General features: G+C 28.5%; 13 protein-coding genes and 1 pseudogene. 11 read left to right on the top strand and 3 right to left on the bottom strand.

Going from position 1 to position 14,858, the window contains the following annotated elements:
• Positions 1 to 132: 132 nt before the first annotated feature.
• The 3 genes and pseudogenes from HMPREF9131_RS08695 to HMPREF9131_RS05215 form a co-directional block, all read left to right on the top strand.
• A pseudogene (locus HMPREF9131_RS08695) lies at positions 133 to 322 on the top strand (ABC transporter ATP-binding protein); the annotation flags it as partial.
• Positions 303 to 1,226 (top strand): AraC family transcriptional regulator, encoded by a 924-nt coding sequence (locus tag HMPREF9131_RS05220; protein WP_009345776.1) that lies wholly within the window; start codon positions 303 to 305, stop codon positions 1,224 to 1,226. The pseudogene HMPREF9131_RS08695 and the gene HMPREF9131_RS05220, both read left to right, overlap by 20 nt.
• 221 nt (positions 1,227 to 1,447) lie before the next feature.
• Positions 1,448 to 4,150, top strand: coding sequence for a calcium-translocating P-type ATPase, SERCA-type (locus HMPREF9131_RS05215; RefSeq protein WP_009345712.1), 2,703 nt, complete (start codon positions 1,448 to 1,450; stop codon positions 4,148 to 4,150).
• A gap of 36 nt (positions 4,151 to 4,186) precedes the next feature.
• On the opposite strand, the gene HMPREF9131_RS05210 is transcribed toward HMPREF9131_RS05215, so the two are convergent.
• Positions 4,187 to 5,227, bottom strand: coding sequence for an enoyl-CoA hydratase/isomerase family protein (locus tag HMPREF9131_RS05210; protein ID WP_009345766.1), 1,041 nt, complete (start codon positions 5,225 to 5,227; stop codon positions 4,187 to 4,189).
• Between the two features lie 110 nt (positions 5,228 to 5,337).
• Here HMPREF9131_RS05210 and HMPREF9131_RS05205 point away from each other — a divergent pair, with 110 nt between their 5' ends.
• The 6 genes from HMPREF9131_RS05205 to HMPREF9131_RS05180 all read left to right on the top strand — a co-directional run bounded on the left by HMPREF9131_RS05205 (position 5,338) and on the right by HMPREF9131_RS05180 (position 9,959).
• Positions 5,338 to 5,709, top strand: coding sequence for a GntR family transcriptional regulator (locus HMPREF9131_RS05205; RefSeq protein ID WP_004825108.1), 372 nt, complete (start codon positions 5,338 to 5,340; stop codon positions 5,707 to 5,709).
• Between the two features lie 8 nt (positions 5,710 to 5,717).
• On the top strand, positions 5,718 to 6,557 hold the full coding sequence (locus HMPREF9131_RS05200) for an ABC transporter ATP-binding protein (RefSeq protein ID WP_009345770.1): 840 nt from the start codon (positions 5,718 to 5,720) through the stop codon (positions 6,555 to 6,557).
• On the top strand, positions 6,557 to 7,177 hold the full coding sequence (locus tag HMPREF9131_RS05195; protein WP_009345707.1) for an ABC-2 transporter permease: 621 nt from the start codon (positions 6,557 to 6,559) through the stop codon (positions 7,175 to 7,177). The genes HMPREF9131_RS05200 and HMPREF9131_RS05195 overlap by 1 nt, the downstream gene beginning before the upstream one ends.
• Before the next feature lies 1 nt (position 7,178).
• Positions 7,179 to 7,778, top strand: coding sequence for an ABC-2 transporter permease (locus HMPREF9131_RS05190; RefSeq protein ID WP_009345720.1), 600 nt, complete (start codon positions 7,179 to 7,181; stop codon positions 7,776 to 7,778).
• Between the two features lie 89 nt (positions 7,779 to 7,867).
• Complete coding sequence (locus tag HMPREF9131_RS05185; RefSeq protein ID WP_009345778.1) at positions 7,868 to 8,758, top strand: copper amine oxidase N-terminal domain-containing protein; 891 nt, start codon at positions 7,868 to 7,870, stop codon at positions 8,756 to 8,758.
• Positions 8,759 to 8,873: 115 nt separating this feature from the next.
• Positions 8,874 to 9,959 (top strand): hypothetical protein, encoded by a 1,086-nt coding sequence (locus tag HMPREF9131_RS05180; protein WP_009345777.1) that lies wholly within the window; start codon positions 8,874 to 8,876, stop codon positions 9,957 to 9,959.
• A gap of 168 nt (positions 9,960 to 10,127) precedes the next feature.
• Here HMPREF9131_RS05180 and HMPREF9131_RS08960 read toward each other — a convergent pair whose 3' ends face one another.
• Both HMPREF9131_RS08960 and serS read right to left on the bottom strand, forming a co-directional pair.
• Positions 10,128 to 10,250, bottom strand: coding sequence for a hypothetical protein (locus HMPREF9131_RS08960; protein ID WP_009345754.1), 123 nt, complete (start codon positions 10,248 to 10,250; stop codon positions 10,128 to 10,130).
• A gap of 345 nt (positions 10,251 to 10,595) precedes the next feature.
• Complete coding sequence (gene serS, locus HMPREF9131_RS05170) at positions 10,596 to 11,885, bottom strand: serine--tRNA ligase (protein WP_009345759.1); 1,290 nt, start codon at positions 11,883 to 11,885, stop codon at positions 10,596 to 10,598.
• Positions 11,886 to 12,216: 331 nt separating this feature from the next.
• On the opposite strand from serS, the gene HMPREF9131_RS05165 reads away from it, so the two are divergent.
• Entirely contained in the window at positions 12,217 to 13,125 is a 909-nt protein-coding gene (locus HMPREF9131_RS05165; protein ID WP_009345794.1) for an AAA family ATPase, read from the top strand.
• Positions 13,118 to 14,824 carry a hypothetical protein gene (locus HMPREF9131_RS05160; RefSeq protein ID WP_009345796.1) on the top strand — a complete coding sequence of 569 codons (1,707 nt, stop codon included), beginning with the start codon at positions 13,118 to 13,120 and terminating at the stop codon, positions 14,822 to 14,824. Before HMPREF9131_RS05165 ends, HMPREF9131_RS05160 begins: the two co-directional genes overlap by 8 nt.
• Positions 14,825 to 14,858 lie beyond the last annotated feature (34 nt).

Raw genomic sequence — 14,858 nt, 5'->3', positions numbered from 1 at the left:
TTGCATATTCTATATTGACTTCTGATAAAACAAACAAAAAATATTTGGGTAAGATACTGGGATGCTTAATTATCATTATTGGGTGTATATGTTTGTATATTAATAATTAAATTAATTTAAAGCATAGAATATAAAAAAATTGTGATTCTTGATGAACCAACATCGGGTCTTTGTTACAAAAATATGATTAATTTAATAAAAATTTTTAAAGAAAATGAAAGAGCAAAATAAAATTATTATAATTATCACTCATGATTATGAATTTATAAAAATGGCTGGTGGAAATGTGGTGGAATTTGTAGATGAAAAGAAAAGGAATTGAGAGTTGGGGCTTTAAAATATTAACTACTGAAGATGCAGATATTTTATATTTTAAGCATCTTGATTTTGAAGATAATAGGATTACTTGTTATAGGTTATTTCCTGGTGTCTATATAATGTTTATTGATTTTAAACACAAATACAATGCCAAGGATTCTGAATATGATGGCAGGTATGGTTACAGGATTGGATATTCTTATGAGGGAAATTATTACACCTATATTAATAAAAATAAGGTCCTAATAACAAGAGAGATTTTTGTGGGCAAATCTATACCTAAATCAAAAGAATCTTATTCAACCAGTGATAGGACTATTGCCTTTAATATTTCTATTATTCCCAAAGAATTAGAAAAAGATTTTTACTATTATACATTTATTGAAGAATTTATAAGGATAGTTGAGGGGACCAAGGATATAGGTTATATCATTTCAGATGAAAAAATAATATATAGGGCTAATGAACTTATAGAAATTCTAAAAAATAAAGACAAGAAGTTAATATGTCTTAAAACCCTTGAACTGATCTATTTAATATCCAAGAAAAAATTATCAGATAATAGGAAAAAATATTACAAGAAAGATTTGCAAGATGATATAAATAAAATAGAAGAATATTTAAGGTTAAATATTTCTGAGAAAATTAATTTAGATTTTCTTTCAAAAAATTTTAAAATATCTAAGACAAATTTGAACAACAAATTCATTAGAAAATTTCAGTACACGCCAATGAGGTATCTAAATAATTTGAGAATGATTGAGGCGGAAAAACTTCTAATAGATTTAGAAAAAGAGATTACAGATATTGCTCAAGATGTTGGTTTTTCTAATCCATCAAACTTTTCTAGATCCTTTAAAAAATTTACAGGACTTAGTCCTAGCGAATACAGAAAAAATAACATATGATAAAAAATGACTTTACATAATAAAAAAATATTGTGTAAAGTTATTTTTTCTTTACATAATTTAAAAATAGATAAATGGGTATTATATAAAATATTAGAAAATTATAAAGAAATTCTATAATTCAAGGGATTTTATTTAAAATGTTGTAAATAATATTAGTTTAGTAAAGTCTTTTTTAAGACTTATTTTTTTACGTTTTTTAACTTATGTAAGGAGTTTAAATGGATAATATTAATTGGTATGAGCTTAGTAAAGATGAAAGTTTTGAAAAATTGTCCTCTTCAACTTTAGGTTTAAAAGAAGATGAGGCGAGAAATAGGTTAGAAAAGTATGGACCTAATGCCCTGAAAAAGGAAGAAAAGAAACCGCTTATTGAAAAATTAAAGGACCAATTTTTTGATCCCATGATTATTATATTAATTGTTGCTGCTATTTTTTCTGCCTTTTCAGGAGAAAAACTTGATTCATTTATTATTGTTGCTATAGTTATTGTAAATGCCTTTCTGTCAATTTATCAAGAAGGAAAGGCTGAAGAAGCCATTGCATCTTTACAAAAAATGTCAACACCTAAGTCAAAAGTCCTAAGAGATGGTAAAGAAATTCAGATTGATTCTGAAAAAATTGTTCCAGGAGATATTGTTATTTTAGAAACAGGAGATATTATACCTGCTGATTTAAGATTAATTGAATCTAATAATTTAAAGGTCGATGAATCATCTCTTACTGGCGAATCTGTCCCAGTCGATAAAGATGCTGAAAAAGTTTTTAATGATTATACAGAACTTGGAGATAGGGTTAATCTTTGTTTTTCTTCAACTATTGTATCTTATGGTAGAGCAAAGGGTGTGGTTATAGGAACAGGATATGATACAGAGATAGGAGATATTGCATCATCTATTACAAGCTTAGATAGGGAAGAAACACCTTTACAAAAAAAACTCGCAGGCTTATCTAAATCTTTGGGAATTTTAGTTATTGGTATTTGTATAATTGTTTTAGTGGTGGGACTTTTATACAAGCACGAACTTAAAGAGATGTTTTTAACTTCTATTTCTTTAGCTGTGGCAGCTGTTCCTGAAGGACTTCCGGCAATAGTTACAATAGTTTTATCTATTGGAATGGGAAAAATGGCTCAAAAAAATGCAATAGTTAAAAAACTTTTAGCTGTTGAAACTTTGGGGACGACTACTGTAATATGTTCAGATAAAACTGGAACCTTAACTCAAAATGAAATGACGGTTAGAAAAGTTTTTGTAGATGATAAGATATTTGATGTTTCAGGAACAGGTTATATGCCTAAAGGAGAAATTTCTCATAAAGGAGAAAAAATATCCTTATCAGATGAAGAAAATTTATATATACTTTCTTCTATAGCATCTTTGACCAATGATGCAAGACTTAATTATGATAATAATAAAGCAGAAATTATTGGCGACCCTACAGAAGTAGCTTTATTAACCTTTACTGAAAAGATAGGAAATTCCATTGATAAGTTAAAAGAAGATTTTCCTAGAATTGCAGAGATACCCTTTGATTCTGATAGAAAAATGATGACAACTTTTCACGAAAACTTTTTTGAAGGAAAAGTTTCTTCATTTACAAAGGGAGCTGCCGATATAGTTTTATCTAAGTGCCATAAAATTTTTCTTAATGGAGAAATTCAGGATCTAACTGATGAAATGAGAGAGGGAATTTTAACAAAAAATAAAAGTTTTGCTAAAGAAGCCCTAAGAGTTTTATCTTATGCATTTAGAAACTATAATGAAATGCCCAAAGATTTAACGAGCCAAAGCATAGAAAAAGATATGATTTTTGTTGGTCTAAGTGGGATGATAGACCCGGCAAGACCTGAAGTTAAAGACTCTATCAATAAATGTAAGAGTGCAGGAATTTCTACATTTATGATTACGGGAGATTATCTTGAAACAGGACTTGCAATTGCAAAAGAATTAGGAATCGCCGACTCAGAAGACCAAGCAGTTAGCGGAAAAGATTTAAAGGGTTTATCTGGTGAAGAATTTAGAAAACTTGTTAAAGAAAAAAGAGTTTACACAAGAGTTTCACCAGAGAATAAAGTTCAAATTGTTAAGGCATTAAAGGAGAACGGACAAATAGTAGCTATGACTGGTGATGGTGTTAACGATGCTCCGGCAATAAAAAAAGCAGATATTGGTATAGCTATGGGTATAACTGGAACAGATGTTGCAAAAAATACAGCCGAAGTTATTTTGACTGATGATAATTTTGCTACTATTGTAAATGCAGTTGAAGAAGGAAGAATTATTTATTCCAATATTAAAAAATTTGTGGGATATTTACTTTCATGCAACATAGGAGAAGTTTTAATTGTATTTATTTCAATTATTCTTAATCTGCCTGTGCCTTTAATTCCAATTCAACTTTTGTGGTTAAATCTTGTAACAGATTCTTTTCCTGCTTTGGCACTTGGCGTTGAAAAAGGTGAGGATGATATTATGGATAAGCCACCGAGAGAAGTTGATGAATCAATCGTTGATAGAAATTTAAAAATAACTGTTGCAATTCAAGCTATTGCTATAACTTGTGGGACTTTAGTATCTTATATAGTAGGATTAAATTGGTTTGGAACAAGTGGTCATGGATTAGAGATGGCAAGGTCTATGGCATTTACAACTCTTATACTTTCAGAACTTTTAAGGTCTTATTCAGCAAGGTCTGTAGATAAAACAATTTTCCAAATAGGAATATTTTCAAATAAAAGTTTATTTATGGCAACACTTTTTTCATTCTTACTAATGATTGCTGTAATTTATATACCATTTTTATCAAGCGCCTTTAAGCTGGTAGATTTAGATTTAAGAGAATGGGCAGTAGTTTTAATAAGTGCTTTCTTCCCCCTTGTTATAGGAGAAGTGCAAAAAGTTTTAAGATTTAAAAGTAAATAATTTTATAATTAATAAGTCTTTGCTGATGCAAAGACTTTATTTTTCATTTAGAATGTCCATAACAATTTTCATGTCAACATCCTCTATTGATTTTACAGACCAAGTTGGATTTTCATCTTTATCAATCATTGTAGCCCTAATTCCTTCGGCTACATCACCATTATCAGTAGCGTAATTTAAAATATGAAGGTCAAGGTCTATTGTTTGCTCTGCAGATAAATTTTTACACATAAAATATTTTTCAAATTGAACGTTAAGCATTAAAGGTGATCGAATTTTTAAATTGTGATAATTTTTATATGCGAAAGAGTCATCAAAATTATCTTTCAAGTCTTTATATATTTCTTTTACACTATTTTTAGAAAAATATTTTTCGATTTTATCCATATTTTGAGATATATAAGTATTTCTAATAGGTAAGTTATAATTTTTTGATGCTTCTTTGAATTTTTCAATAATTTTATCTTGCGGATTTTCCTTAGCTACTTTAAATAATTCTCTTATCAATTTTTGATAATTATCGCTTCTGCAAAATATATGAGAAAAATTATATCTCATCAGATCAGATGCTTCTAAAATAGCTCCAGTCAGACCAACATATTGACCTAGAGCTTGAGGAAGTGTGGATATATTTTTCCCAACAGAAACATCAGGCACAAAGCCAAGTTTTGTTTCAGGCATTGCCCATTTTGTGGTTTCATCTGTGATAATTATATCAGAATGAATACTAAGTCCAACGCCTCCACCCATAACAATACCAAACCAGTGACTTATAATTGGTTTTTTATAGGACATTATATATTTATCTAAAAGGACCTCTTTACTAAAAAATTCATGTTTATTTAAGCAGGAAGGATTTGTCAAAAAAGCCTCATAGAATTCTTTTAAATCTCCACCTGAACAAAATCCTCTTTGACCTGCTGCATCAAAAAGAATTACTTTTACATCAGATAAATTTTCCCATTCTTTTAAAGTTTCTTCTATATCAATAAACATTTCATAATTTAAGGCGTTTATTTTATCTTCTCTATTTAATGTAATAATTCCTACATTATCTTTAATTTCTTTAATAATCATTTAATCACCCAAAATAAGAATATTTTAGATAAAAAAATTTGTCAAGAATATTGACATAAATAATTTATGAGTATATACTGTTAATATACAATATATACAGTGGTGATTAGATGAATATAATTATTTCCGGAAAATCTGAAAAACCAATTTATGAACAAATAAAATATCAGATAAAAAAAGCTATAATTCTCGGACAATTAAAAAAAGATAGCCCACTTCCAGGCTTAAGAAGCCTTGCAAGTGATTTAAAAGTTAGTGTAATCACAACAAAAAGAGCCTACAGTGAATTAGAAAATGAAGGTCTAATATATACAGTTGCAGGCAAGGGATCTTTTGTTAGCTCCATAGATAAGGAGATTTTTTATGAAGAGGGAATAGAAAAAATTGAGGAAAAATTTAAAGATATTATTATAATTTCTCAAGATCTGAAAATGTCGAAAAAAGATTTATTTGATATTTTAGAAAATTTATATAAGATTTAGGTGATTTTATGAAAACAATAGAAATTAATAATTTAGAAAAATCATATGGAGATTTTCACTTAACCATTGATAATTTTTCTATGGAAAGTGGGACTGTAATGGGTCTTATTGGTGAAAATGGTGCAGGAAAAACAACTTTAATAAAATCCATTTTGGATCTTGTTAAATACAAGGGAGATATTAAAGTTTTTGGAAATCATATGTCAAAAGAGATTAAAGAGGATATTGGTGTTGTTTTTAATGAGGGGTTTTTCACAGAAAATTTGAAAATTAAAGAGATTGAAAAAATCATGGCGAGCCTTTATAAAAAATGGGATAAGGATTATTTTTATAAACTTATTGGTGAATTTAGAATTCCTAAGGATAAAAAATATAATGAGCTTTCAACTGGAAATAAGATGAAACTTAAAATTATAAATGCTCTTTCTTCCCATCCTAAATTACTAATTTTAGATGAACCGACTTCAGGACTTGACCCTGTAATTAGAGATGAAATTTTAGATATATTTTTTGAGTTTATAAAAGATGAAAATTCAAGCATATTATTTTCAACTCATATAACAAGTGATTTAGAAAAAATTGCTGATTATATAAGTTTTATTTCTCAAGGAAAGTTAGTATTTTCAAAAAACAAAGATGATTTAATATATGACTATGGAATTTTGAAAACAGACTCTAAAAGTTTAAGTAATTATGACAATAAACATTTTCTTAAAATAAAAGAAGAAAAATATAATACTGATGTCCTTATAAAAAATAAAAAGGAATTTTCCAACAAGTATAAAGATGCAATACTTGAAAAGCCATCAATTGACCAAATAATGGTATTTTATGAAAGAGGCAAATAATGAAAGCTATTTTAAAAAAAGATTTTTACGAAAATTTTAAATCTACAATATTATCAATTATTTATATTTTAGCCCTTTCAATATCGCTAAATTTAGTAAATTCTGCTAATAATAAAGTTTTTTTGGGGAGATTTATTCTAGGCTATGGATTAGTAATAATATCATTAAATTATTGCCTTAGAGATGTAAATAATTCAAATTATATGGATTATTTTAAGTATCCTATAAAAAGAAGTGATTTTGTAAATGCAAAATATATTGAATTTATAGGAATTGGGTTTATCTATATGGGCTTAATTTTATTATCTTTTATAATGATAAAAATTCCAGCTTATTTGGCCATAACGCTCTTTTCCTTACTATTTATTTTAAGCCTTATATCTTTTTTATTACCCCTAGCTTTTGCTTTTGCAAATAAAGGTAAAATATATCCAATTTTATTTTTATTAATTATCGTTCTATGTTTTGGTTTATTAGGTTTTGGAACTATTAAAACTTTTAAAATATATAATTCTATAAATATAAATGACATAAAAATAATTATAGTTTTAATTTCATTTATATTTTTGACAATATCTTATGTGGCATCAAAATTTATTATCAATAGAAAGGAATTTTAATATGAAAACTCTCTTTATAAAATTTATATATGAAAATAAAATAATGAATATAATTTTTGCTATAGGCATACTATTATTTATTTTTTTAACTTTAAGTTTTTCAGCAAATTTTAATGCATATTTAGTAGTTATTCCCTTAATTTATTATATTTTAAACACAATGCAATTTAAAGAAAAATTAATAAGCAGTTTACTTATCTATCCAATAAGTAGGGAAGCTGTTGTGAATTTTAATTTTTTAGTCAATATTTTTTTAATGGCATTATCAGTAATATTTGCTTTTAATTATTTATTGGTTATAGGAAAAATAGAATTTAAAAGTTTTTTAATAGTATTTGTAGCCATTTCTTTAGTAATGGCAGCATACTCTTTTATAATACCGATTAAATTAAAATATGGTGATAATTCTAGTATAACTTTGTTGATTTATATATTTCCCTCTATTTTCCAAATAATAAAGAATCTTTTTGGAGTAGATTTGATGAATTATTTTGATTTTTCAACAATTTTTAAAATTGTAAACTTTATAATTTTTAGTTTTATTATATATATAGCATCATACACATGGTCAAAGAGAATTATCAGAAATAAGGATTTTTAAAAAAGCTAGCCCCCTTTTTTGAAATCTTAATATTATTGTAAATTCTTTAAGGCTTTTTTAGTGTTATAATTAGTTAAAGGAGTGATTTTATGAAGAAGAAACTTTTATTTTTGTTATCTTTTTTATTACTCTTCACTGGCGTAAGTGCCAAGAGCGAAAAAACGATGACCCTTGTCATAAATAATATTGTCTTTGAGAAGGACTTTATTGTGAAAAATGACAGGATTCACATTCCCCTTCGCCTTGTTTCTGAAAATTTAGGCGCCGATGTTAATTGGAAGGGAGACACTAAAGAGGTTGAGATTATCAACAAGGGCAAGAAAATTGTTTTTTATGTCGATTCTAATGAGTATAGGATTGACGATATTGTCTACACAATTGATTCTCCTACTTTCATTTTAAAGGACAGAGTTTATGTGCCTGCAAGGGCTCTTGCCAATGCAATGAAGGCTAAGCTTGAGTGGAATGAAAAAGAGTTTTACTGTGCAATTGACAATGGCTACGAAAAAGATTCTACTCGTGATGTGGATTTATCTAAAGACGGAAAGGACCTCGCTATTATTGATAAGATAAGGAAGGTTACTGACCTTTCTGACTACTTAAAGGATGGGGTCATTAGGGTTGAAGAAGTGAAAGACGGCAAGGTTTATGAGTTGTTTTTAAAGGATTATGAAAAGAAGAATTTATCCATGAGATTTATCTTTGATAAAAATAATAATTTAAGATTCTATAAGTTTGACTACTTCCCTTGCGAAAAATATCCTTTCTTGGAAAAGCATTTAAGTGAAGAAGAATCAAAGAAGCTTGCTCGTGACTTTATGGACCTTGTTGGGGATAAGAAAAGATTTTTAAAGGAAAATGAATTAGGTGCAAATCAACAAGTCACGCCCGAAGCTGGAACTTACAATTTCTACACAAAATCTAGCCTCATAGCTGTTGATGCAAGCGGTGGTTTTGTCTACGCTTATTCTAATTATTAATGTTACAGAAATATTAAAAATGTAAAATTAAGTCACGAATTTGGGGATTGGAATTGATTTCCTATCCCTTTTCTGTATAATTAAGTTATCTTATATTTTTTAGGAGGAATAAAAAATGAACAAAAAAATTACATCACTATCTTTAGCAGGTATCATGCTACTATCTACTGCTAGCCCAGTTTTCGCTGCTACTGAAGCTAATACTAAAGTTAAAGAAACTACTAAGGCTGAACAAATGGTAAAAGACGCTAAAGAAGCTATGACTGATGCAAAAGAAAAAGTTGAAGAAAAAGGCAAAGAAGTTGTAAAAGAAACTAAAGAAGTTGCAAAGGAAGTTAAAGAAGAAGCTAAAGAAGCTAAGGAAAAGTTTGAAAAAGAACACCCTGGTGTTAAATACATTGGTGGAGCAGATGGTCAAACACAAATTTACACTAAAACTGAAACTAAAGATGTTAAGGCTACTACTCAAAAAGTTAAGCTTGACGGAAAAGATGTTGTAATCTACGGATACAATATTGACGGATACAACTACTTCAAACTTAGAGATTTAGCTGCTGTTTTAAAAGACACTAAGGCTAAATTTGGCGTTGAATACAAGGACGCAATGGTTACTCTAACTAAGGGTAGTGACTACAAGGTTGCTGAAACTGACCAAAAAGAAGTTAAGGCTATGTCTAAGGGAATGCTTACTAACGACAAGGTAATGGTTGGCGACAAGGCTCTTACTGCTACTGCATACAAGGTTGACGACAGCAATTACTACAAGCTTAGAGATCTAGGCGAAGCTCTTGGTTTTGGCGTTGACTATGACAAGGCTACTAACTCTGTTTTATTAATGTCTGAAAAAGAAGCTGCTAAAGAAGAAAAAGTTGCTCCTAAATTAGAAGAACTTAAAGAAGCTGTTAAAAAAGAACTTGTTAATGAAAAAGAGGTTCGTGAATCTGAAGCATACAAAAAAGCTGACGACAAATTAAAATCTAACTTTGAAAATGCTGTTGCAGCTGCAAAATCTCTACTAGATGATGAAAAAGCTACTGCTGAACAATTCGAAAATGAACTTAAGGCACTTGTTGAAGCTAAAGAAAAACTTGGCTTCAAGGCTGATGTTAAAGTAGAAGAAAAGAAAGAAGACAAAAAAGAAGTTAAAGAAGTTAAAGACGAAAAGAAAGACGCAAAAGAAGAAGTTAAAGAAACAAAATAATTTAACTTAAATTTTAAAGGTGATGTTGCAGAATAGATGATTCTACTCTGTAACATCATTTTTTTTATCAAGCATTTAAGTTTAGCCATCGTGTTTTATGCTTTTAAAATATTTTTTAGATAAATTTATCCTGTTTCCTATAAAAATGGGTGCACTCAATAAAGTTAGCTATAATGAATATTTTTTTCTTAAAAAGCTTTGTATTTTATGAGCTCTAAATTCTTTTAACCATCTAGCTATCATAGGCAGATTATTGATTTTCAATTCATTTGCTAGGCTTTGATAGGACATTTCTCCTGTTAGATACAAGTTTACTACATTTAGTTTTAAGTCTAAAGAGTAGTTATTATTTTGCCTCTTTACTTCTAGTCCTTCATAGCCTTGTGTTTTGTATGCATTTACCCATCTTCTTACCTCTGCTTCTAATTTGATATTATATTTTTTGCAAGTGATGGGTATCCTATGTTTTCTTCTAAATATTCTTTTACTACTTTTAGTTTGAATTCTAAATTGTATTTTGACATTAAAAAACTGACCTCCTTAAGTTTGTTTTTAAGTCCAACTTTTGGGGGTCAGTTCAATGTTTCTTCGTCTTTTTCTATTAGGGGACTTTTGCAACAGTCCCTATTTTATATATTATTTATTCTTAGGAACAAGCTTATCTTTTCCACCCATATACATTCTTAAAGGTTCAGGAATTTTTATGCTTCCATCTTCTTGAAGTAGGTTTTCTAAAAATGCTATAAGCATTCTTGGAGGAGCAACACAAGTATTATTTAAAGTGTGTGCAAGGTATATGCCATCTTTTCCTCTAAGTCTTATATTTAATCTTCTAGCTTGAGCATCTCCAAGATTAGAGCAAGAACCAACTTCAAAATATTTATTTTGTCTAGGTGAAAAAGCTTCAACATCAAGAGATTTTACTTTTAAATCAGCCAAATCTCCTGAGCAGCATTCCAAAGTTCTAACAGGAATTTCAAGTGATCTGAAAAAGTCTACTGTATTTCTCCACAAGTTTTCAAACCATTTTTTTGAATCTTCAGGCTTACATATAACTACCATTTCTTGCTTTTCAAATTGGTGAATCCTATAAATTCCTCTTTCTTCGATTCCGTGTGCACCGACTTCTTTTCTAAAGCATGGTGAGTATGAGGTCATAGTTAAAGGCATCTTATCTTGATCGGTAATTGTATTAATAAATTTACCAATCATAGAGTGTTCGCTTGTACCTATTAAATATAAATCTTCTCCTTCAATTTTATACATCATATTTTCCATTTCAGCAAAAGACATAACTCCAGTAACTACATCAGAGCGAATCATAAAAGGTGGAATATAATAAGTGAAGCCCCTATCAATCATAAAATCTCTAGCATAAGATAAAATTGCTGAGTGAAGTCTTGCAATATCACCTTTTAGATAATAAAATCCAGCACCAGAAGTGTTTCTTGATGAGTCAAGGTCGATTCCATCGAAAGTTTCTATAATATCAACATGGTAAGGAATTTCATAAGAAGGGATCGCAGGTTCTCCAAATTTTTCAATTTCAACATTTTCACTGTCGTCTTTACCTATAGGTACAGTTTCATCAATAATTTGAGGAATAACAAGCATCCTTTGTCTAACTTCTTCATCAAGCTTTTTTTGTTCTTCTTCTAAAGTTTCCAGTTCCTTATTAATTTTTGCAACTTCAAGTTTTGCAGATTCAGCCTTATCTTTTTGACCATTTTTCATAAAGCCACCAATTTCTTTAGAAATTGAATTTCTTTTAGCTCTCAATTCGTCTCCATGATTTTTTGCTTCTCTATTTTTTTTATCAAGCTCTATGACTTCATCTACAAGTTTTAGTTTTTCATCTTGAAATTTTTTCTTGATATTTTCTTTTACAAGTTCCGGATTAGTCCTTATCAGTTTAATATCTAACATTTTTTTCCTCCTAAAAATAAAAAAATCCCTCAATCCCAAAGGGACGAGAGAACCCGCGTTGCCACCCTAATTAACTATTAGTTCGCTTTAAAATAACTGACTATTAAGTGGATTTAGCATTTCCAAATAGAAGTTTTCACCAGCCACTTCCTCTCTAAAATTTTTTCATGCCTACTATTCTTAATATATGTCATATAAAATTTTGTTCATAATAACATATAAAAAAAATTTTTTCAAGTCTTAAAATTTCTATCTTTATTTTTAAAAATAAAGAAGTAAAAATTTAACTCTATATAAACCAATTTAAGGTATAATAAGCCAAGGAGGTTTTATGAAAGAATTTTTAATAAGACAAGGTGTTGACGAAAAACTATTAAATGAAGTTGATAAATTTATAAAATTTTACAAAATAGATAATGAAATTGAGTATAGAATACCAAATCCTAAATATAAGTATTACGGCTATCTTACTTGGAATAAAGCTATAGCAGCTATATTAAGCGGAAATCATATACTTCTTACAGGTCCAAAGGCTACAGGTAAAAATGTTTTAGCTGAAAATTTAGCCTATCTTTTTAAAAGACCTTTGTGGACAATATCTCTAAATATAAATTCTGATCCGGCAAGCTTAATTGGCGCTGATACTTTTCGTGATGGACAGGTAACTTTAAAAAAAGGACCAGTTTATCAAGCAGGAATTTATGGTGGATTTGTGATTTTTGATGAGATAAATATGGCAAAAAATGAAGCATTATCCGTTGTCCACTCTGCTCTTGATTATAGAAGAATTATTGATGTGCCTGGATATGACAGGTTAAATTTACATGAGGCTTCAAGATTTATCGGAACTATGAATTATGGCTATGTTGGGACAAGAGATTTAAATGAGGCCTTGGTTTCAAGATTTCTTGTAATTGATATGCCTACAATAACAAGAGAGGATTTGTATAAACTTATGGGAGAAAATACGTCTTTGAAAAAAGAATATATTCCTATTTTTGCCCAATTATTTTTAGATTTACAAAAAAAGTCGTTGAATTCAGAAATATCTTCAAAATCAATAGATTTGAGAGGACTTTTATCTGCAATAAATTTAATGAAAAGAGGACTTTCTATAAATTCATCTCTTGAGATGGGGCTTGCAGATAAGACTTTTGATACTTATGAAAAAGAAGTGGTTATGGATGTTGTTGCAACTTTATTTACATCAAATATAAAAAGTGAGGACCTTTTTGACTAATAAAGAAAGACTTTTTAATATATCTTGGACTATTGCAGAAAATTATAAGCTTAATAATAATCCCTTATTTAATGTTGAAGATAAATATACAGCATCACTTTGGGGATATATAGGGAAATATTTTAATGTGAGTTTATTAAAAGATTATATTGAAAGGTTTATAGAAAATTTATCAAATAGTTATGAGCTAAAAACTTTACTAAGAATTATTTTAGAAAATGTTATTTGGGATGACATTACAAGAGAAAGACCAGGAACCCTTGAATTTAGACAAGACTATTTAAAAGAATTTAAGGAAAAAATTAATAAATCTAAAAAAGATAAAAAAATAGAATTTTTAGAAACTTTTTATGACTTAAAAACTGATAAAATTCCAGTTTGTTCAAATATTAGCTCAAATCTTATAAATGAAATTATAAGATTTCATAGCTATGATACTTTTCAAGTGATTGAATTCTGCCAAGAACTTTTTTCTAAATACTTCCATATAAATAAAAGTTTACCTGTTGAAGAAGATAAAAAGTTTGAAGTATTTATAGAAAAAGAAAAGTTGCAAGCTGATTTCAGACAGATGATGAGAAAAGAATTAGAAATAGATGATTGGAAACTTGAAAAATACAACATTGGTTCAGCGGAGTTTACAGGTGTAGAGGATGAAGAAGAAAAAAGGATAAAGGCTGAGGAGATTAAAGGTCAAATAGACTTAAATGTTTCCTTATATGAGATTACTAAGAAGCATTTTGGTAATGAAGCCTTGCCCAGGTTTGAAAGCCAAAAAATTGAAAGAGAAATTTCAAAAGGAATCCATAAGCACATAGAGATATTCACCTCTTGCGGTGATTTCCAAGATAAAAATTCTTATTTTGCTCAAGAAATGGAAAATTCATATAGGCAGAATTTAGAATATTATAATAAAAATAAATTGGTTTTTGATAGAGCCTCTAGTAAGCTTGCTGAGGTCATAAAGAATTCTCTATTGCAGGACTTGGAAGATGAGATAGTAAAAAGCGATTCAGGGAAAATTATTGTAAAAGATATTTGGAAAAACAAGTTTTTAAATGATTCAAGGATATTTGAAAAAATAAATAAAAACGATTCAAAAGATCTTTATGTAGATATTCTCTTAGACTCTTCAGCTTCACAGATAGAAAGAAAAAGTTTAGTAGCAAGTGAATCTTATATAATTGCCGAGGCGCTTAGCAAATTGAATATTAAAACAAGAGTGGTCTTTTATAATAATTTCTATAATTATTTAATAGTTAGAAAAGTTAAGGATTATAAGGACAGTAGATTAAAAAATAAAGATATATTTTACTACAATCCAACTGGTTCTAATAGAGATGGATTTGCAATAAAATACATGAGATACATTATTGAGAAAGACTACAGAAAAAGAAATATTTTAATTATTCTCTCTGATGGAAAGCCTAATGATGAAATAAATTTAGGTCTTATTGGTGCTAATAAAGTCAAAGGTCAAGATTATGTAAAAGAAGATGCAGTTAAGGACAGTGCCAAGGAAATACTTTTGACAAAATTAAAAGGTATATATACCTTTGGTGTTTTTACAGGAGAAGAAGAGGATATAAAAAGTGTTAAGAAAATTTATGGTAAGGATTTTTGCTACATCAATAATATTAATAGATTTCATGAAGTTGTAGGTATATTTTTAAAGACATTTGCAGAAAAATTACAATAGTTTTAAATATTTACTTAAAAATTATATTATGATT

Origin of the sequence: Peptoniphilus sp. oral taxon 836 str. F0141, assembly GCF_000179335.1 — a bacterium.
Taxonomy (GTDB): Bacteria; Bacillota; Clostridia; order Tissierellales; family Peptoniphilaceae; genus Peptoniphilus_A; species Peptoniphilus_A lacrimalis.
Note: the sequence above shows the minus strand (reverse complement) of the source record. Positions and strands in the feature narration are given on the sequence as shown.

What these genes read in the sequence shown, in the direction of transcription:
- HMPREF9131_RS05180 (WP_009345777.1), top strand. Translation starts at nt 8,874, where the DNA reads ATGAACAAAAAAATTACATCACTATCTTTAGCAGGTATCATGCTACTA.
- HMPREF9131_RS05210 (WP_009345766.1), bottom strand. Translation starts at nt 5,227, where the DNA reads ATGATTATTAAAGAAATTAAAGATAATGTAGGAATTATTACATTAAAT.
- serS (WP_009345759.1), bottom strand. Translation starts at nt 11,885, where the DNA reads ATGTTAGATATTAAACTGATAAGGACTAATCCGGAACTTGTAAAAGAA.
- HMPREF9131_RS05205 (WP_004825108.1), top strand. Translation starts at nt 5,338, where the DNA reads ATGAATATAATTATTTCCGGAAAATCTGAAAAACCAATTTATGAACAA.
- HMPREF9131_RS05195 (WP_009345707.1), top strand. Translation starts at nt 6,557, where the DNA reads ATGAAAGCTATTTTAAAAAAAGATTTTTACGAAAATTTTAAATCTACA.
- HMPREF9131_RS05165 (WP_009345794.1), top strand. Translation starts at nt 12,217, where the DNA reads ATGAAAGAATTTTTAATAAGACAAGGTGTTGACGAAAAACTATTAAAT.
- HMPREF9131_RS05215 (WP_009345712.1), top strand. Translation starts at nt 1,448, where the DNA reads ATGGATAATATTAATTGGTATGAGCTTAGTAAAGATGAAAGTTTTGAA.
- HMPREF9131_RS05190 (WP_009345720.1), top strand. Translation starts at nt 7,179, where the DNA reads ATGAAAACTCTCTTTATAAAATTTATATATGAAAATAAAATAATGAAT.
- HMPREF9131_RS05185 (WP_009345778.1), top strand. Translation starts at nt 7,868, where the DNA reads ATGAAGAAGAAACTTTTATTTTTGTTATCTTTTTTATTACTCTTCACT.
- HMPREF9131_RS08960 (WP_009345754.1), bottom strand. Translation starts at nt 10,250, where the DNA reads ATGTCCTATCAAAGCCTAGCAAATGAATTGAAAATCAATAATCTGCCT.
- HMPREF9131_RS05200 (WP_009345770.1), top strand. Translation starts at nt 5,718, where the DNA reads ATGAAAACAATAGAAATTAATAATTTAGAAAAATCATATGGAGATTTT.
- HMPREF9131_RS05220 (WP_009345776.1), top strand. Translation starts at nt 303, where the DNA reads ATGAAAAGAAAAGGAATTGAGAGTTGGGGCTTTAAAATATTAACTACT.